Origin of the sequence: Pseudomonas cichorii, from assembly GCF_018343775.1 — a bacterium.
Lineage (GTDB): Bacteria > Pseudomonadota > Gammaproteobacteria > Pseudomonadales > Pseudomonadaceae > Aquipseudomonas > Aquipseudomonas cichorii.
Genome location: NZ_CP074349.1, coordinates 4,567,794 through 4,587,001, shown reverse-complemented (window position 1 = coordinate 4,587,001; position 19,208 = coordinate 4,567,794). Strand labels below are relative to the sequence as shown.

Here is a 19,208-nt window from a genome sequence, read left to right as displayed (position 1 = left end):
AAAGCTGGGCGCAGGGAGGGAAATCGATTGATGTCGCTTAATCGAAAGAAAGTTACATAATTCAACCAATTAAGCCCATGAATACGACCCCCATTTCATGGACTCCTGAATAACTTTCCGACGATCGATTAATGCGCATTCGGGTTTGTCTGCGGAAAAGGCGGCGTTATCATTGCGCCGATTTTTCTTTTGGTGAAACCCATGACGCAAGAACCTAGCACCCTCTATGCCAAACTGCTTGGCGAAACCGCTTCGATTACTTGGAAAGAATTGCAACCATTCTTTGCCAAGGGTGCCCTGTTGTGGGTCGAGGAACCGCTGGATCTGATCGAAGTTGCCCAAGCCATGGCTGAAAATGATGCCAGCAAGGTTTCCGCCTGGCTGGCCAGCGGACAGGTCGGCAAGGTGTCTGAGTCAAAGGCGATGGAGCTTGTTGAAAGCGATCCGTTGCTGTGGGCGGTGGTGGTCTCGCCCTGGGTCCTGATCCAGAACAGGGCGCGGGACTGATATTTGCACTGTGATGGCGCATCCGGGAGGGCGCGTCTTTACCGGCCTCCTGTTTTTCAATCCGACCACCTTGAGCGTTTGGTGCGGTTGGCACTGCGAATGGCCTGGTTTTCAATGCCCGGCAGTTCACTGAAAAGATCGAGTGAACGTGGGGTGTCGGCGTCCAGATCCTTGCCTTCAAGCATCGCGGAGTTTGGCAACAGGCTGGCCGGCTCGCGCTGGTTCATCTGTTTGACCAGTGGCAGCAGGCGTTCCAGAGGTTGTGGTTTGCTGAACAGATAGCCTTGCACATAATCGCAGCCGTACTGACTGAGAAACTCCAGTTGCGCCGGGGTTTCCACGCCTTCTGTCACGACCTTCAGGCGCAAGGTGTGAGCCATGACGATAATCGCCTGAACAATCTCCATGTCCTGTGGCGACTTGGGAATGTCGATGATGAAGGAGCGGTCGATCTTCAGGGTGTCCAGCGGCAGGCGCTTGAGATAGGCAAGTGATGAATAGCCGGTCCCGAAGTCGTCGATGGAGAGCGAAACACCCAGGCTGCGAATTTGCTTGAGCATCACGATGGTGTTGCTGATATTGCCCATCAGGGCGTTCTCGGTCACCTCCAGTTCCAGGCGCCCCGGGGCTACATTGGCCTCGCTTAACGCCTGTTCGACTTCATGGACCAGTTCATCCCTGGCCAGATTGAGCGCCGAGCAGTTCACCGCAATGATCATCTTGTCGAACCCGTCCAGGCGCAGGGCGCCCAGGTCCTTGCAGGCGCGGCGTAATACCCAGTTGTCCAGTTCGGCGATCAGCCCGTTGGCTTCGGCGATGCCGATGAAACGATCCGGTATCAGCAGGCCATGCTGTGGGTGATGCCAGCGCACCAGTGCCTCTAACTTGGCGACATGACCGGTCCGCAGGTCGACGATGGGTTGGTAGTAGACCTGCAGACCCGTTTCTTCGCGCAGGGCGTTGCGCAGCTCTTCTTCCAGATGCAGCTCCAGGCTGGCCTTGGTCTTGAGGGCCGGGCTGAAGAAATTGACCCGATTACGGCCGTTGCCCTTGGATTGGTACAGCGCCAGATCCGCGTGCTTGAGCAGTTCGTCGCAGGTTGCACCGTCACGGGGAAAGACCGCGATGCCGATACTGGTGGTCATCACCATGCGCCGGCCTGCCAGGGCGATGGTTTCCTTCATCTTCTGCATGACCCGATAGGCCAGATGCCGCGCCTCTTCGTAGTCGGGAATGCTGAGCAGGATGCAGAACTCGTCGCCACCGAAGCGGGCCACCACATCCTGAATCCGCGTTGCGCTGCGGATTCGTTCGGCAATCACCTTGAGCAGTTCATCCCCGGCGTCGTGGCCCAGGCTGTCGTTGATGCGCTTGAAGTGGTCGATATCCAGAAACATCACCGCCAGCATGCCGTTGCTGACGCTGTGCTCCAGCAGCTTCTCTCCGAATATCTGGTTGAAACCGCGTCGGTTGATCAGGTTGGTCAGCGGGTCGTAGTGCGCAACCTGCTGCAGGGACACCCGGGCCTGATCCAGTTGGCTGAGCAGGGCGTTGACTCGTTGCAGGTCGTGTTCCTTGCTTTGCAGCTTCTTGTCGGCCATCGCCGCGCTGATGCTTCCGGCAATGATCAGCAGGGTGATGATCGCGATGGTCAGCCCCAGTTGCTGGCTGTTTTCGGTGTTGGGGATCTGTAGTTGCGCTTCCAGAGGCAGAAGCAGTTGCAAGGCCTCCATTCCCATCAGGTGCATGGTCAGCAGGCCTGCGCCCAGCAGCAGGCTGAGGCCGTACTTGAACATCTGGTGAAACATCCCGCTGTGATGACGCAAATGCCTGGAAAGGGTCAGCAGTGCCACGCTGGCCAGAATGGCAACCAGAATCGACAGGGCAAACATGTTCGGCTCGTAATACTGGATGGCATCTGAGCGCATGGCTGCCATGCCGACGTAATGCATGATGCTGATGGTCAGCCCCATGATCACAGATGTGATCAGGCAACGCTTGATGGTCAGGGTTTCCATGCTCAGCGCCTTGACGGCGAGCAGCCCGCCGGCCAGCACGATCAGCAGGGACGAGATGGTGATGGGCAGGTCATAACTGATTTTCAGTGGTGCCTGAAAAGCCAGCATGCTGATGAAATGCATGGCCCAGATGCCGCCCGCCAGACATAGCGCGGCCAGGGCCTTCCAGACGCGGCGGCTCTTGCTCGCCTCGACCTGAATGATCCGATCCGTGATGTCCAGCGTTGCAAAACAGGCTGCGCAAGCGACCCCGTAGGCCAGCGCTACCAGAAACAAGTTATGACTGCAGTTGATCAGTAATTGCCCGTTAGCCGGAAAACCGACAAACATATTCAAACCGAGCCATTCCATAGCGAGCCCTATTGTTCACTGCCAGGGTTCACCAAGGCTTCAGGCTATGTACGTAAAGCGGCTGCGCATCGCTCATGCTGCGTTTCACCTTGCCTGAGCATCGCTCTCCGACTTTTCGCACAAAGTCTCAGCCTGGCGAATAGACATGAGTATAGAAGCTGAAAGAATCCTGCCAGTGTCAACACTCAAAAAAATGGAATTGCCTCAATAACCAATGGTTATAAAAACCTGGGCTCCTGCATTTGAGGTCTTTTACGAATGTTTACAGTCGATTTGTCAGCAGGGCTCTAGAGTAGGAAGAAAAAAGGGATGGATGCCTCATGAACAACCCCCCGACCGACAGCTCCGTCCAGGCTTCCAATGCCTGGCGCGTTTTGTTTCTGCTGTTTCTGGCCAACCTGTTCAACTTCTTTGATCGAGCGATTCCGGCGATCATCACCGAGCCCATTCGCAAGGAATGGCACCTGAGCGACTTCCAGCTCGGGCTTCTGGGCACGGCGTTTACCCTTGTCTATGCGATTGCAGGCTTGCCTCTCGGGCGTATGGCCGATACGGGCTCACGCAAGAAACTGATGGGCTGGGGGCTTGCCGTCTGGAGCGGGCTGACGGCGGTCAACGGCATGGCCAACAGCTTCTGGACATTCCTGCTGGTGCGCATGGGGGTCGGGATCGGTGAGGCCAGTTATGCGCCAGCGGCCAACTCATTGATCGGTGATCTGTTCCCGGCCCATCGTCGCTCGCGAGCCATCGGCATTTTCATGCTGGGCCTGCCGCTGGGACTTCTGCTGGCGTTTTTCACCATCGGTGCGATGGTCAAGGCGTTCGACAGCTGGCGTGCCCCGTTCTTTATCGCGGCGGTTCCCGGCCTGATTCTGGCGGTGTTCATCTTCTTTATCCGTGAACCCAAGCGTGGCGCTGCCGAAAGTGTGCAGATGTCCGAAGAGAAGATCGAAAAGCCGGTTCGTCGGGTTCTGTCGATCCCGACCTTTTGCTGGCTGGTGCTGGCGGGGCTGACCTTCAATTTCGCGACCTATGCCTGCAACTCGTTCATGGTGCCGATGCTGCAACGCTACTTTCAGGTGTCTCTGCAGGAAGCGGCGGTGGCGACCGGGATCATTGTCGGCGTCACCGGGTTGATCGGCCTGACCCTGGGCGGCCTGATCGCGGACAAACTGCACCAGCGCTCGCCCAACGGACGACTGTTGTTTGCGGTGTTCAGCATGCTGGTCGCCACCCTGGCGACGGGGTATGCCTTGCACGCGGGAAGGGTCGAAATCGGGGTGTTTGTGGCGGTATTCAGCGTCGGCTGGCTGTTCGCCTATAACTTCTATACCTGCGTCTACACCGCCATTCAGGACGTGGTGGAGCCGCGTCTGCGAGCGACGGCCATGGCGTTGTTCTTTGCCGGGTTGTATCTGCTGGGCGGCGGGCTTGGGCCGGTGGTGGTTGGCTGGTTATCCGATCACTATGCCCATGAAGCGATGACGCTGGCGGGGGCGGTGCAGATGGATGAAAGCTTCAAGGCCACCGGATTGCACGATGCGATGTACCTGATCCCGGTGACCCTGGGCATGACCCTGGTGTTTCTGCTGCTGGCCTCGCGTTGTTTCACGAGAGATGCCAAGCGGATGACCGACAGGATGCTGAATCCTGGGTAAGCGTGACGGCCTTGCGCGAATGAATTCGCTCCAGCACAAGGAGCAAATTCATTCGCGAGCAAGCTATCAGCCAGCTACCAGCACCCGAATCGCTTCCAGGCGCAGCGCTGCTTTTTCAAGCATGGCCAGGCCTTGTTCGCGTTGGTTGCGCAGGGCGACCAGCTCGCTGTCGCGAACGGTCGGGTTGACGGCTTGCAGGGCTGTCAGGCGTGCCAGTTCCTCTTCAGTATCGGCTGCCAGACGACGCTGTGCCTCGGCCACGCGCTCGGCGTGTTTCGGGGCAATTCGTTCCTCACCGGCGTTGATCCTGGGCGTCAGCACGTCGCGTTGTGCCTGGATGAACTTGTTGGCGCTGGCGCGTGGCACGCTTTCCAGTTGATCGTTCAGGGTGCTGAACGAAACGCGGCTGGCCAGATCGTTGCCGTTTGCATCCAGCAGGCAACGCAGTGCAGCAGGCGGCAGGTAGCGACCCAGTTGCAGGGAGCGCGGCGCGACCACTTCGCTGACGTAGATCAGTTCCAGCAGCACGGTGCCCGGCTTGAGGGCCTTGTTCTTGATCAGCGCCACCGAGGTGTTGCCCATGGAGCCGGACAGCACCAGATCCATGCCGCCCTGAACCATCGGGTGTTCCCAGGTAATGAACTGCATGTCTTCGCGAGACAGCGCCTGGTTGCGGTCGTAAGTGATGGTCACGCCTTCGTCGTCGCCCAGCGGGAAGCTGGCGTCGAGCATTTTTTCGCTCGGCTTGAGGATCAGGGCGTTTTCCGAATGGTCTTCACTGTCGATACCAAAGGCGTCGAACAGGGTTTCCATGTAGATCGGCAGGGTGAACTGGTCGTCCTGCTCCAGAATCGCCTCCACCAGTGCTTCACCTTCGCCAGCGCCGCCGGAGTTGAGTTCCAGCAGGCGGTCACGACCGGTATGCAGTTCGCTTTCCAGACGCTCACGCTCGGTGCGGGCTTCGTCGATCAGGCTCTGCCATTCATCGTCGTCACCGCTTTCCAGCAGCGGCAGCAGGCGCGGGCCGAACTGGTGTTGCAGGGCGTTGCCGGTCGGGCAGGTATTGAGGAAGGCATTGAGCGCTTCGTGATACCACTGGAACAGACGCGCTTGCGGGCTGGTTTCCAGGAAGGGGACATGCAGCTCGATGGTGTGCTTCTGGCCGATACGGTCCAGACGGCCGATACGCTGCTCCAGCAGGTCCGGGTGCGCTGGCAGATCGAACAGCACCAGATGATGGGAGAACTGGAAGTTGCGGCCTTCACTGCCGATTTCCGAACAGATCAGAACCTGTGCTCCGAATTCTTCATCGGCAAAATAGGCCGCTGCGCGGTCGCGCTCCAGAATGTTCATGCCTTCGTGGAACACGGTGGCCGGGATGCCGGAACGCACGCGCAGCGCGTCTTCCAGGTCCATGGCGGTTTCGGCATGGGCGCAGATGACCAGTACCTTGACGCGCTTGAGCATCTTGAGGGTGTCGATCAGCCAGTCAACCCGTGGGTCGAAGCGCCACCAGCGTTCTTCTTCGGTGATCTCCGGCTGCGACTGGAAGCTGACTTCCGGGTACAGGTCGGCATGCTCGCCCAGTGGCAGTTCCAGGTATTCGGCAGGGCAGGGCAGCGGATACTGATGCAACTGACGCTCAGGGAAGCCCTGAACGGCAGCACGGGTATTCCGGAAAAGCACGCGGCCGGTGCCATGGCGATCCAGTAACTCGCGGATCAGGCGCGCCTTTGCTTCTTCATCGCCAGCGTTCACGGCGCTCAGCAGGCTTTCACCTTCGGCGCCCAGGAAGCCATGAATGGTCTGGTGGGCCTTGTCCGACAGCTTGCCCTTGTCCAGCAGTTCCTGAACGGCTTCGGCGACCGGACGATAGTTTTCGCTTTCGGCGCGGAAGGCCTGCAGGTCGTGGAAGCGGTTCGGGTCCAGCAGGCGCAGGCGGGCAAAGTGGCTGTCCTGGCCCAGTTGCTCAGGGGTTGCGGTCAGCAGCAGGACGCCGGGAATGACTTCGGCCAGTTGCTCGACCAGCGAGTATTCGGGGCTGACCTTTTCTTCGTGCCAGACCAGGTGGTGGGCTTCGTCGACCACCATCAGGTCCCAGCCTGCGGCAAACAGGGCATCCTGGGCTTTTTCGTCCTCGACCAGCCACTCCAGGGCGACCAGCGCCAACTGAGTGTCCTCGAACGGGTTACCGGCATCGCTTTCGATGAAACGCTCGGCGTCGAACAGGGCGACCTGCAGGTTGAAGCGACGACGCATTTCAACCAGCCACTGGTGCTGAAGGTTTTCCGGGACCAGGATCAGGATGCGGCTGGCGCGGCCTGAAAGCAGCTGGCGATGGATCACCAGGCCTGCTTCGATGGTTTTACCCAGGCCTACTTCGTCTGCCAGCAGAACCCGTGGCGCGATGCGGTCAGCGACTTCACGGGCAATGTGCAACTGGTGAGCGATAGGTTGGGCACGCACGCCGCCCAGACCCCACAGAGAGGACTGCAACTGACGGCTGGTGTGCTCAAGGGTGTTATAACGCAGGGAGAACCACGCCAGCGGGTCGATCTGCCCGGCGAACAGGCGGTCGGTAGCCAGGCGGAACTGAATGAAGTTCGACAACTGGGTTTCCGGAAGGGTAACGGCTGCGTTCTGTGCGTTGAGGCCGTGGTAGACCAGCAGCCCGTCGACATCCTCGACTTCCCGTACGGTCATCTTCCAGTTCTCGAAGTGCGTGATCACATCGCCCGGAGAAAAACGTACCCGGGTCAATGGAGCATTACGCAGTGCGTATTGACGCGTGTCGCCAGTGGCCGGATAGAGCACGGTCAATAAGCGGCCATCCTGTGCCAGAACGGTGCCCAAACCCAGCTCGGCTTCGCTGTCGCTAATCCAGCGTTGCCCCGGTTGATACTGCTGCGCCATGCTGCCTGACTCCCGCTTTGAAAAAGCCGACTATGTTAACGGAACACGCCCTGAAGCCAAAGGCGGTAGTGAAAAAACACCTGTTATCGGCATCAATCATGACAAATACGCCCTTTCGGGCACTTATTACGCCAAACATAGTCGAAAAGTTTTCCCGAAAGGCGTTCAAGTCGACGGAATGGCAGCCGAAAGCCCAAATAACAGGAGACGAAAATCATGCTGCAACCGACGCTTCCGCTGAGTGTGGTACCCGTGACGTCGCAACTGGACCCGGCCAAGCGCATGCCGGACATACCACCTGTCGCCCCGGTGCAACCGAGCTCCAGTGAAACCAATATCGACCTTCGCCATGAAGATGCCGAGCGAAGTGCCTTGATGCTGCGTGAAGAGCAGCAGCGCCAGCAGCAACAGCGTCAGCATCATGAAGAAGAAGGTGAGCACATCGAGCAGTTTGCCGTTCCCGGCACTTTCCTGAATGCCGACAACACCGTGCCTGTCGTTCCCCTGATCGACAATGAGCCGCGTCAAGGCCTGTGGGTCGATGTCGAGGTGTGAGGTGCGATGCATCCTCGCTGGTCATCGTCGCTGCGATTGAGCATTATTGCTCCTGATACCGAGTGTCCGAGAGCTGCAGTCATGAGCGAAGATGAAAAGCTGATCGATCTGGGCGCCGAGCGCGCCAGGCGTGTTCACGATCTGAACGACAAACGCCTTAATGAAGTACGCAATGCCTTTGAACAGGCGATGCCACTCAGTGGCAAGAAAAAGCCCGGCAAGAAGCCGAAAAAGCGCTGATACCTGCTGTTCCATACCCCGTTTCAGATCCGTTGACCCGGATCAGTTGTCCCCACGCTCACCTGTCGAGCTTCGGGATCACTGATCTGGGTCAATTTCTTTGCGCGCCGTTGTGGTTAATCTAGCTCCATCGAACGGGCAGAGCAGGAGGCGAAGTTATGTTTCTGGACAATGTGGTTGTCGCAGGTGTCGTCACCGTCGGCCTGATGCTTGTTTTCTTCGCAGGCTTCGGACTTTTCATCTGGAAGGACTCGCAAAAGCGCAAGTAAGGCTCAGGCCTTCCATAACAAGAGCACGCAAGGCATTTAGGGCGACTTCGGTTGCCCATTTTTTTTGAAAAAAGCCAACGAATTCATTCGCGAGACAGCATCGAGCACGACATATCTTTATCGGATTCAATGGGTCTTCGCGAATGAATTGGCTTCTACTATCAGCCGAAGGTGATTTCCGGCAGCACGGTCAGGTCAACGGTCTGCTGCTTGCGAGGAGCAAGGATTTCCGCTTCGCCATCCACCACCAGCTCATCGTTCTGGTTGAATACGCGGGTCGCGATGCGCACGCGGAATTTCGGCAGCTTTTCCAGGATTTCCAGGCGTACGGTCAGGGTATCGCCCAGTTTCACCGGCTTCTGGAAGCTCATCTGCTGGCCGATATAGATAGTGCCCGGTCCAGGCAACTCGCAGGCCACTGCCGCACTGATCAACGCACCACTGAACATGCCATGAGCGATACGCTCCTTGAACATGGTCTTTGAAGCATATTCGGCGTCCAGATGGACCGGGTTGTGATCGCCCGACATCGCGGCGAACAGCTGAATATCACGTTCTTCCACCGTTTTGCTGTAGCTGGCAGTCTGACCGACTTCAAGTGCTTCGTAAGGTGTGTTGGTGACCTGGGTCATGTGGCTGTCCTGAAAATGGATATTTAGACCGGGAGGAGTCATTCGGCCCGGTGCGGACGTGGTTGTTCGAGTGAGCGCAGCAGCCAGTCGATCAAATCACGGGTAACGTCATCGCGATTGGTTTCATTGAGCAGTTCATGTCGCGCCTCGGGGTAGATCTCAAGTTGCACGACTTGATGACCTGCCTTTCCCAATGCATGAGCAAGATCTTTCAGACGCTTCCCATCGCTCACCGGATCACATTCGCCGCCAATTATCAGCAACGGCAGGCCCGGGTCGATCTGTTTCAGGTTGGACGGCTTGCTGATTTTCTGCAGCCCGCCGAGCAGATCGAACCATAACTGATTGGTGCAGCGAAAACCGCAAAGAGGATCGAAGAGGTACTTGTCGACTTCTTCATGGTCGCGGCTGAGCCAGTCGAAGCGTGTGCGTGCTGGTTTGAATGCCTTGTTGAACGAGCCGAACGACAGCCATTCGATCAGGGCGCTACGCCCCTTGGGCCCCTGGCGCCAGCGTTCCAGGCGCGCAATCTGGCGAGCACTGCGATAGAGCGAAACCGGCTGGAAATTCGAGCCACTGAGAATCGCGCCTTGCAGGCTGGCGCCGTGGTGCATCAGATACGCCTGGGCAATGTAGCTGCCCATGCTGTGGCCCAGCAGGAACAGCGGCAGGCCAGGGTGTTTCTGGCCAATGGTCTGGCTCAGGGTTGCCAGGTCGCCCACCACTTTGCTCCAGCCGTCCTTGTCCGCGAAATGACCCTGTTCCCCGTTGGCGGCCGTCAGCCCGTGTCCTCGCTGATCATGGGCATACAACGCGATGCCAGCCACATTCAGTGCCGTGCCCAGCCTTTCATAACGACCACCGTGTTCTGCCATGCCGTGAGACAGCATCACGACGGCTTTTGGCGTATCTGCCGGAAGCCATGCATTGACATGCAGACGGGTGTTATCACTGGCATCGAGCCAGAAGGCTTCGTGGTTCATGGTTATTTCCCGAGTCTGGATCGATGCCCGAATGAGGTGTTCATTCAGTGTATCGCCGATGACGACTTCAGGTTGCCCGACTGCAAGATTCACGGTGGCCTGCAGCAGGTATTGGAGAGGGGAATAGTGGTTGTCCGCGCATGGACGCAGCGTTTAGAAGAAGGAATTGCAGGATATGGGGCGGGGCGTTTGGCCCCCTGTTTTCAGTTACATTCGTAACAAATAGAATCATTGCTCTAAAAATGACGTTTTGCTATTCAAGAGTCATGAATGTGACTGGTGAGGGCTTTTTTGCCTCTAGGCGGCCTTTGGCAAAGCTGCTAATCTCGGCCCGCTTTCTGCCAGTCATTCAGCGGAAAAAGCGGGAACTGCATAATTCCAAAACACAAAAAAATCATCGCGTACAGCGATGTGAAGAATTCGCTATCGCTACGGAGCTGGCTTGCATGATCGAGAACTTCTGGAAGGATAAATACCCGTCCGGTATCGCTACCGACATCGATCCTGATGAGTACCCCAACGTCCAGGCCGTATTGAAGCAGTCTTGTGAGCGCTTCGCCAATAAACCGGCCTTCAGCAACCTGGGCAAGACCATCACCTATGGCGAGCTGTACGAACTCTCGGGTGCTTTCGCCGCCTGGCTTCAACAGCATACCGACCTGCAGCCCGGCGATCGCATCGCGGTCCAGCTACCCAACGTCCTGCAATATCCTGTAGCAGTATTTGGAGCCATGCGGGCCGGCCTGATCGTGGTCAACACCAACCCGCTGTACACCGTGCGGGAAATGGAACACCAGTTCAATGATTCCGGTGCCAAGGCACTGGTCTGTCTGGCGAACATGGCGCATCTGGCCGAGAAGGTCGTGCCCAAGACCCAGGTCAAGCACGTCATCGTTACCGAAGTGGCCGACCTGCTGCCGCCGCTCAAGCGACTGCTGATCAACAGCGTCATCAAATACGTGAAAAAGATGGTGCCGGCTTATCACCTGCCCAACGCCATCAAGTTCAATGACGTCCTGAGCAAGGGCCGTGGTCAGGCTGTCAAGGAAGCCTCGCCCGCGAACTCCGATGTCGCGGTGCTGCAATACACCGGCGGCACCACAGGTGTGGCCAAGGGCGCGATGCTCACCCACCGCAACCTGATCGCCAACATGCTGCAATGCAAGGCCCTGATGGGTTCCAACCTGCATGAAGGTTGCGAGATCCTCATCACGCCGCTGCCGCTGTATCACATCTACGCTTTCACCTTTCACTGCATGTCGATGATGCTCATCGGCAACCACAACATCCTGATCAGCAACCCTCGCGATCTGCCAGCGATGGTCAAGGAGTTGTCGAAGTGGAAGTTCAGCGGTTTCGTGGGGCTCAACACCCTGTTCGTCGCGCTGTGCAACAACCAGGAATTCCGCAACCTGGATTTCTCCAGCCTGAAAGTCACTCTGTCTGGCGGCATGGCGTTGCAACTGGCAGTGGCCGAGCGCTGGAAGGAAGTCACCAATTGCTCGATCTGCGAAGGTTACGGCATGACCGAAACCAGCCCGGTGGCGACGGTCAACCCCATCAGCAACATCCAGATAGGCACCATCGGTATTCCCGTGCCTTCAACCCTGTGCAAAGTCATCGACGATGCGGGCAACGAGTTGCCACTGGGTGAAGTGGGCGAACTGTGCGTCAAGGGCCCTCAGGTGATGAAGGGCTACTGGCAGCGCCAGGAGGCCACCGACGAAATGCTCGATGCTGAAGGCTGGCTCAAGACGGGCGACATCGCGATTATCCAGCCCGATGGCTACATGCGTATCGTTGACCGCAAGAAAGACATGATTCTGATCTCGGGTTTCAACGTCTACCCCAACGAGCTGGAAGATGTGCTGGTAGGCTTGCCGGGCGTACTGCAATGTGCAGCCATCGGCATACCGGACGAGAAATCCGGTGAATCGATCAAGGTCTTCGTGGTCCCTAAACCGGGCGTTACCCTGACCAAAGAGCAGGTCATGGAACACATGCGCGCCAACCTGACCGGTTACAAGGTGCCGCGCAGTGTCGAGTTCCGCGATGTCCTGCCGACCACCAACGTCGGCAAGATCCTGCGCCGCGAACTGCGTGACGAAGAACTGAAAAAGCTGGGCGTCAAGAAGTAAGCCTGCTTTCGCGAATGAATGCGCTCCTGTGGCAGGAGCGAATTCATTCGCGAAAAGCATCCCCCCTGCAAATCTGCGACAATCCGCGCCCCGCATCTTCAAAAAGACCCTGCGCGCCTGATGACCGAAGAAAGCCTCTCCATCGACCAACTGCTGAAAAACCTCGATCACGCGATGATCAGCGATCGCCATCGTTTTCGTCGTCAGTTGCACGAGCTACGCAAGAAGCCTGACGACGCGAAGCTGGCTCAGTGGGTGGAGAAGGTGCAGGCGTCTTTTGCCCAGGTGACTTCCCGGCGCGACAGCGTGCCGCCGATTCGCTATGACGAAAACCTGCCGATTGCCGCCAAGCGCGATGAAATCAAGGAAGCGCTGCTCAAGCATCAGGTGCTGATCATCGCTGGAGAGACCGGCTCGGGTAAAACCACCCAGTTGCCCAAGATCTGCCTGGAAATCGGTCGCGGCCAGCATGGCCTGATCGGCCATACCCAGCCACGTCGTATCGCGGCGCGCAGCGTGGCCAGCCGGGTCGCGGAAGAGCTGAGCACGCCGCTGGGCGCACTGGTCGGCTATCAGGTGCGCTTCGAGGATCAAAGCGACAGCAATACCCTTATCAAGCTGATGACCGACGGCATCCTGCTGGCCGAAACCCAGCATGACCGTTTTCTGGAGCGCTACGACACGATCATCGTCGACGAGGCCCATGAACGCAGCCTGAACATCGACTTCCTGTTGGGCTACCTGAAAACCCTGCTGCCGCGCCGTCCGGACCTCAAGGTAATCATCACCTCGGCCACCATCGACCTGCAGCGTTTTTCCGAGCACTTCGACAAGGCGCCTATCGTCGAAGTGTCCGGTCGCACCTTCCCGGTGGAAACCTGGTATCGCCCGCTCACCAGCGAGCAGGACGAAGAAGGCAACAGCGTCGAAGACGACCTGACCGTGGATCAGGCGATTCTGGCCACACTGGATGAACTGGCGGCTTTCGAGCGCAGCGAGCGCAAGAGCCCTGGCGATGTACTGGTGTTCCTGCCCGGCGAGCGGGAAATCCGTGATGCGGCGGAAGTGCTGCGCAAGGCTCAACTCAAGCACACGGAAATCCTGCCGCTGTATGCGCGCCTGTCACCCGCCGAACAGCAGCGCATCTTCCAATCGCATCCGGGGCGGCGCGTGGTGCTGGCGACCAACGTGGCCGAGACGTCCCTGACCGTGCCGGGCATTCGTTATGTGATCGATACTGGTACGGCGCGTATCAGCCGCTACAGCTATCGCGCCAAGGTTCAGCGCTTGCCCATCGAAGCCATTTCCCAGGCCAGCGCCAACCAGCGCAAGGGCCGTTGTGGCCGGGTCGAGCCTGGGCTGTGCGTGCGTCTTTACAGCGAAGAGGATTTCAACGGGCGTCCTGAATTTACGGACCCGGAGATTCTGCGCACCAACCTGGCGGCGGTCATCCTGCAGATGCTGCACCTGCGGCTGGGTGAAATCACGGCGTTCCCGTTTATCGAGCCGCCGGACGGCAAGGCCATCAGCGACGGTTTCAACCTGTTGCAGGAGCTGTCCGCCGTCAATCGCGAAAACCAGCTCACGCCATTGGGCCGCCAGTTGGCTCGGCTGCCGGTTGACCCGCGCATGGGTCGCATGCTGCTTGAAGCAGCGAAGCAGGGCAGTCTTCAGGAAGTCTTGATCGTGGCCAGCGCCATGTCGGTGCAGGATGTGCGCGAACGTCCGCCCGAGCGTCAGCAGGCTGCCGATCAGGCCCATGCACAATGGAAGGACGCCGACTCTGACTTTGCCGGGCTGGTCAATCTGTGGCGCGGTTTCGAGGAGCAGCGTCAGGCGCTGACGGCCAGCCCGCTGCGCAACTGGTGTCGTCGCAATTTCCTCAATTACCTGCGGCTGCGGGAGTGGCGCGATTCCCATCGGCAATTGAGCCTGATCTGCCGTGACTTGCAGTTGGCGATCAACAAGGAGCCGGCCGATTACCCCAAATTCCACAAGGCGATTCTCTCCGGCCTGCTGAGCCAGATCGGCCAGAAGGCGGAAGAGGGCGATTACCTGGGCGCGCGGCAGCGGCGTTTCTGGATTCATCCTTCTTCTGGTCTGGGCAAGAAACGCCCGCAATGGCTGATGACCGCCGAACTGGTGGAAACCACCAAGCTCTATGCGCGGATGGTGGCCAAAATCGATTCCGACTGGATCGAGCCGCTGGCCGGGCATCTGGTCAAGAAAAACCACTTCGAGCCGCACTGGGAGAAGAAGCGCGGGCAGGTGGTGGCTTTCGAGCAGATCACCCTGTTCGGCCTGATCGTGGTCGCTCGTCGTCCGGTGCATTACGGCCCTGTGGACCCGGTGGTTTCCCGCGAGCTGTTTATCCGCGAAGGGCTGGTGCGTGGCGATATTCAGTCCCGCGCCAAGTGCCTGAGCGCCAACACGCGCCTGCTGGAGCAACTGGACGAGCTGGAAGCCAAGGCTCGGCGTCGCGATATTCTGGCCGACGAAGACACGCTCTACAGTTTCTACGAGGCGCGGATTCCCGCCGAGATTCACCAGACCGCCACCTTCGACAGTTGGTACAAGGTCAACAGCCAGAAAGACCCGCAGCTGTTGATCATGCGCGAGGAAGACGTGCTGGCCCGTGAAGCCAGTGAAGTGACGGCTGCTCAGTATCCCGACACCTTGCGTCTGGGGGAGTTGAGCCTGGCGCTGACGTACCACTTCGAGCCCAACCATCCCCGTGACGGTGTCACCCTGCGCGTGCCTGCGCCGCTGTTGCTGTCGTTGCCGGTCGAGCGCCTGGAATGGCTGGTGCCGGGTTTGCTGGAAACCAAGTGCATTGCACTGGTCCGCAACCTGCCCAAGGCTATCCGCAAGAACTTCGTGCCGGTGCCCGATTTCGTGAAGGCGGCCTTGCAACGCATCACTTTTGGCGAAGGCTCGTTGCCTCAGGCATTGGGGCGTGAACTGCTGCGCATGACTGGCGCCAGAGTGTCGGACGAAGCCTGGGCCGAAGCGGCTCAGCAGCTTGAAAGCCACTTGAAGATGAATCTGGAAATCCTCGATGGCAGCGGCAAGTTCCTGGGTGAAGGGCGTGACCTGGCTGAACTGACGGCGCGTTTTGCCGAGGCCAGTCAGGCTGCATTGGCCGTGCCACAAAGTGCGAAAAGTCAGCAGCCGGTGGAAGCCAAGGTCTTTGCGCCGGTGGCTCAGAAGACTCAACAAAACATTGCCGGCCTGTCCATGACGGTGTATCCGGCTCTGGTGGAAGAGGCGGGCACGGTCAAGGAAGGGCGCTTCTCGACCCAGGCCGAAGCTGAGTATCAACATCGCCGAGCCTTGCAGCGTTTGCTCTTGCAGCAACTGGCAGAGCCTGCCAAGTTTCTGCGCAGCAAGCTGCCGGGGCAAACCGAGCTGGCCTTATTGCATCGGGAGCTTGGGCGTATCGATGCGCTGGTGGAAGACATTCTGCTGGCGAGCCTCGACACCTGCATCCTGGAAGGCGAAGCGGAGCTGCCCCGTGACGGCGCAGGTCTGTTGTCGCTGGCCGAGCGCAAGCGCGGCAACTGGAGCGAGCATGCCGAGCGTCTGGCGAAGCTGACGCTGGAAATTCTCAAGCTCTGGCACGGCCTGCAAAAGCGTTTCAAGGGCAAGATCGACCTGTCCCAAGCCGTGGCACTCAACGACATCAAGTCCCAGTTGGGGCAACTGGTCTATCCGGGCTTCGTGCGTGAAACCCCAGCCCAATGGCTCAAGGAGCTGCCGCGTTATCTGAAGGCCATCGAAATGCGCCTGGAAAAACTGCCGGCGCAGGTGCAGAAGGACCGAGTCTGGAGCATCGAATTGTCCGGCCTGTGGGCGCAATACCAGGCCCGCGCCTCCAAACATGCCCAGGAAGGCAAGCGCGACCCGGAACTGGCAGTCTACCGCTGGTGGCTGGAGGAGTATCGTGTGTCCCTGTTCGCCCAGCAACTGGGCACCCGAATGCCCGTATCGGATAAACGCCTGAACAAGCAGTGGAGTCAGGTGGAAGCCTGATAGCGCTATTGCGGTCCTACACAGACTGCATGCCGTTGCCGGTCGCCTGACTAGCGCTAAACCCCCGCCGTTATGGCACACTTCGCGCCTTGCCTTGAAGTGTGCCGCGGGGTGTGGTCTTGCCCCAGCAGGCGGTTTTTACATGTGTGTTGGTACGCTGGTTCCAATAAGTTGTTGGCCGCCACTTACCGTACGACTACCCGCAACATTCATAAGAGAGGAACGACCGTGCACAACGTCGTCATCAGCGGCACAGGCCTGTACACCCCGGCCAACAGCATCTCGAACGAAGAGCTGGTGCAGTCTTTCAATACCTATGTCGCCCAATTCAACAGCGATAACGCTGCGGCCATCGAGCGTGGTGAAGTCGAGGCGCTGAGCGAGTCCAGCGTTGCGTTCATCGAAAAGGCCTCGGGTATCAAAAGTCGTTTTGTGATGGACAAGCAAGGCATCCTCGATCCGCAACGCATGAAGCCGAACCTGCCGGAGCGCTCCAATGACGAGTGGTCGATTCTTTGCCAGATGGGCGTGGCGGCTGCCGAACAGGCCATGCAGCGCGCAGGCAAGACGGCTGCCGATATCGATGGCGTGATCGTCGCTTGTTCCAATCTGCAACGCGCTTACCCGGCTATTTCCATCGAAATCCAGTCGGCCCTTGGCATCCAGGGCTATGGCTTCGATATGAACGTCGCCTGTTCCTCGGCCACCTTTGGCATTCAGGCTGCCTGCAACAGCGTGCAACTGGGCCAGGCTCGTGCGTTGCTGGTCATCAGCCCGGAAATCTGCACCGCGCACCTGAATTTCCGCGACCGCGACAGCCATTTCATCTTTGGCGACGGTGCCACGGCTGTTGTGGTGGAGCGCGCCGATCTGGCCACTTCCCCGTACCAGTTCGATATCGTCAGCACCAAACTGCTGACCACGTTCTCCAACAACATCCGCAACAACTTCGGCTTTCTCAATCGCACCTCGGATGAGGGCGAAGGCGCGCCGGACAAACTGTTTGTCCAGGAAGGCCGCAAGGTATTCCGCGATGTCTGCCCGATGGTGGCGGAGCTGGTGGGCACTCACCTGAACGAGAACGGGCTCAATGCCAGCGACGTGCAACGCTTCTGGCTCCATCAGGCCAACCTGAGCATGAACCACCTGATCGTCAAGAAGCTGCTGGGGCGCGAAGCCAGCGTTGAAGAAGCACCGGTGATTCTCGATACCTACGCCAACACCAGCTCGGCCGGCTCGGTAATCGCCTTTCACTCCTATCAGGACGACTTGCCCAAAGGCGCACTGGGTGTGCTCAGTTCTTTCGGGGCGGGGTATTCGATTGGCAGCGTGATCTTGCGCAAGCGCTGATCAAGGCTCGGAACGGTTACAGAGCCTGAAAAGAAAGACAGGCCGGCATTGGCAGATCGACGGATGATGGGGATCGATATGCCAAGGCCAGCCTGTAAAAACGAGAGCGTGCAGCTTTATGAAAACTTGACGCGCAGTCAGTTTTCTTTAGAACTTGGCTTCTACATCCAGCTGCAGTGTCTTCACATCCGAATCACGCGGGCTGGTTGAAGTAGCGTAGTCGGCTTGTGTCAGGAAGTAAGTCGCGCCGACAGAGAAATTCTTGTCGATTTCGTAACCAACTTTCAGCTTGTGGCCACGTGAACCTGTGGTGCCGTTGGCGAAGTCCGAATCGGTGAAGGCGCCGACCACTGCGTTACGCTGAGTATCGCGGTAGTTGTAGTCTAGGTTGAAGCCGAACACCTTGGTTTTCACACCGGTCAGCCAGGCAGTGTCCTGATCGTCAGTGCTGTCATTGTTGACGACGTACTGGCCATACAGCGCCAGAGGCAAGCCCAGGCCGCTTATGTCTATCTGGCCGAAACCTTCATACAGACGGAACTGGTCGGTGGTGTTGCCGTTGACGCGCAGGGCAGCACTGTCCTTGTCGTTACGGAAACCGTAGAGGCTGCCGCCGAGGGTGACTTTCAGGTCGTCGGTCGGTGCGAAACGAGCACCCAACTGGCCGGCGTACATGGTCAGGTCGTGACGGAACTGGGTGCCGTCGCCGTCGATGTTGTCCTTGAGGGTGTAATGACCGGCACTGCCGAACAGCTCGGTCTTGCCGCCCAGCGGTAGTTTGTAGGTGGCAGCCAGACCTTCCGGGTTGATGTCGCTATCCCAGATGACGTCGCCCATGCTGACCCACGGCTGGTTCATCTTGCCGCCGATCACGTGCAGATCCTTGACCGCAGTCGGGGCATAGTCGATGTAGCCCAGGTCCAGCCACAGGTCTTTCTTGACGAAGTAGCCATCCAGATCCTGGTTGGTGGAGCGTGCATCGCTGCTGCCACCGGTGGCGATACGAATGCCGGTGCTCACCTGCGGGTTGATTTCGGTGTAGGCACCCAGACGGGCACGGATACGCTGGCGGTCTTTGTCCTGAGCGTTGGTCTGGCCGTCGATGTTGATGGTTTCCTGACGTACCCGCACATCGCCCTTGAACTGAGTCTTGGTGGCCCAGGCGATCTTTTTCTCGAACTCGGCCTGAGAGGCGGATTTGCTCTGCTGGACATCGGCCAGAGCCTGTTTCTGAGCCTGCTGGTCTTTTGCCAGTTCGGTCTGCAGTTCAGCGTATTGAGCCTGGTTGATCGAGCCATTGGCCCTGAGCATGTCCAGCAGTTTGGCGTCGACTGCGGCATTGGCGCCAACACTCATGGCCAGTGCCAGGCTGCCGGAAAGGGCGGCCGCAGTACGTGTAGAAACAAGACGCATGTCAATCTCCATAACTGAATAGCGGATGGGGAAAACCATCCTTGTAAAAACCACCCAACAGGCAGGGCGCGGTGAGGGTTAGTACCCTCTGTTCTAAAAACAGGCGCCAGTATTGCGGCTGGTTATTTCAGGAAGGTGGCAATACGATG

14 protein-coding genes are annotated in these 19,208 nt (G+C 58.5%); 9 read left to right on the top strand and 5 right to left on the bottom strand.

The genetic code is table 11. The features are described 5' to 3' along the window. The first annotated feature begins 201 nt into the window (after positions 1 to 201). Positions 202 to 507 (top strand): DUF2288 domain-containing protein, encoded by a 306-nt coding sequence (locus KGD89_RS19500; protein WP_025261444.1) that lies wholly within the window; start codon positions 202 to 204, stop codon positions 505 to 507. A gap of 56 nt (positions 508 to 563) precedes the next feature. Here the strand turns inward: KGD89_RS19500 and KGD89_RS19495 are convergent, their stop codons facing one another. Continuing rightward, a complete protein-coding gene (locus KGD89_RS19495; RefSeq protein ID WP_025261443.1) occupies positions 564 to 2,876 on the bottom strand; it encodes a putative bifunctional diguanylate cyclase/phosphodiesterase in 2,313 nt (770 codons plus the stop codon). Between the two features lie 320 nt (positions 2,877 to 3,196). Here KGD89_RS19495 and KGD89_RS19490 point away from each other — a divergent pair, with 320 nt between their 5' ends. Next, a complete protein-coding gene (locus KGD89_RS19490) occupies positions 3,197 to 4,534 on the top strand; it encodes a spinster family MFS transporter (protein WP_025261442.1) in 1,338 nt (445 codons plus the stop codon). A gap of 66 nt (positions 4,535 to 4,600) precedes the next feature. Here KGD89_RS19490 and rapA read toward each other — a convergent pair whose 3' ends face one another. Then, positions 4,601 to 7,447: an RNA polymerase-associated protein RapA gene (gene rapA, locus KGD89_RS19485; protein WP_025261441.1), complete on the bottom strand. Its 2,847-nt coding sequence runs from the start codon at positions 7,445 to 7,447 to the stop codon at positions 4,601 to 4,603. On the opposite strand from rapA, the gene KGD89_RS19480 reads away from it, so the two are divergent. The 4 genes from KGD89_RS19480 (at position 7,446) to ccoM (ending at position 8,511) form a co-directional block, all read left to right on the top strand. After that, the gene (locus KGD89_RS19480; protein WP_143008669.1) at positions 7,446 to 7,688 is read left to right on the top strand and encodes a hypothetical protein; all 243 of its coding nucleotides are present in this window, start codon (positions 7,446 to 7,448) and stop codon (positions 7,686 to 7,688) included. The two genes, rapA and KGD89_RS19480, sit on opposite strands and share 2 nt — an antisense overlap. Beyond that, positions 7,664 to 8,002, top strand: a complete 339-nt coding sequence (locus KGD89_RS19475) for a hypothetical protein (protein ID WP_025261440.1) — start codon at positions 7,664 to 7,666, stop codon at positions 8,000 to 8,002. Before KGD89_RS19480 ends, KGD89_RS19475 begins: the two co-directional genes overlap by 25 nt. Before the next feature lie 81 nt (positions 8,003 to 8,083). Next, on the top strand, positions 8,084 to 8,242 hold the full coding sequence (locus KGD89_RS19470) for a hypothetical protein (RefSeq protein WP_038399997.1): 159 nt from the start codon (positions 8,084 to 8,086) through the stop codon (positions 8,240 to 8,242). Between the two features lie 158 nt (positions 8,243 to 8,400). Beyond that, complete coding sequence (gene ccoM, locus KGD89_RS26240; RefSeq protein WP_025261439.1) at positions 8,401 to 8,511, top strand: cytochrome c oxidase subunit CcoM; 111 nt, start codon at positions 8,401 to 8,403, stop codon at positions 8,509 to 8,511. Positions 8,512 to 8,672: 161 nt separating this feature from the next. On the opposite strand, the gene KGD89_RS19465 is transcribed toward ccoM, so the two are convergent. Further along, positions 8,673 to 9,143 (bottom strand): MaoC family dehydratase, encoded by a 471-nt coding sequence (locus tag KGD89_RS19465; RefSeq protein ID WP_025261438.1) that lies wholly within the window; start codon positions 9,141 to 9,143, stop codon positions 8,673 to 8,675. A gap of 38 nt (positions 9,144 to 9,181) precedes the next feature. Then, a complete protein-coding gene (locus tag KGD89_RS19460; RefSeq protein WP_025261437.1) occupies positions 9,182 to 10,126 on the bottom strand; it encodes an alpha/beta hydrolase in 945 nt (314 codons plus the stop codon). 446 nt (positions 10,127 to 10,572) lie between these two features. On the opposite strand from KGD89_RS19460, the gene fadD1 reads away from it, so the two are divergent. The 3 genes from fadD1 to KGD89_RS19445 all read left to right on the top strand — a co-directional run bounded on the left by fadD1 (position 10,573) and on the right by KGD89_RS19445 (position 17,646). Beyond that, on the top strand, positions 10,573 to 12,264 hold the full coding sequence (gene fadD1, locus KGD89_RS19455; protein ID WP_025261436.1) for a long-chain-fatty-acid--CoA ligase FadD1: 1,692 nt from the start codon (positions 10,573 to 10,575) through the stop codon (positions 12,262 to 12,264). 120 nt (positions 12,265 to 12,384) lie between these two features. After that, positions 12,385 to 16,296 carry an ATP-dependent RNA helicase HrpA gene (gene hrpA / locus KGD89_RS19450; RefSeq protein ID WP_025261435.1) on the top strand — a complete coding sequence of 1,304 codons (3,912 nt, stop codon included), beginning with the start codon at positions 12,385 to 12,387 and terminating at the stop codon, positions 16,294 to 16,296. Between the two features lie 228 nt (positions 16,297 to 16,524). Further along, complete coding sequence (locus KGD89_RS19445) at positions 16,525 to 17,646, top strand: beta-ketoacyl-ACP synthase III (RefSeq protein WP_025261434.1); 1,122 nt, start codon at positions 16,525 to 16,527, stop codon at positions 17,644 to 17,646. 147 nt (positions 17,647 to 17,793) lie between these two features. Here the strand turns inward: KGD89_RS19445 and KGD89_RS19440 are convergent, their stop codons facing one another. Continuing rightward, positions 17,794 to 19,059: a putative porin gene (locus tag KGD89_RS19440; RefSeq protein ID WP_025261433.1), complete on the bottom strand. Its 1,266-nt coding sequence runs from the start codon at positions 19,057 to 19,059 to the stop codon at positions 17,794 to 17,796. Positions 19,060 to 19,208: the final 149 nt, after the last annotated feature.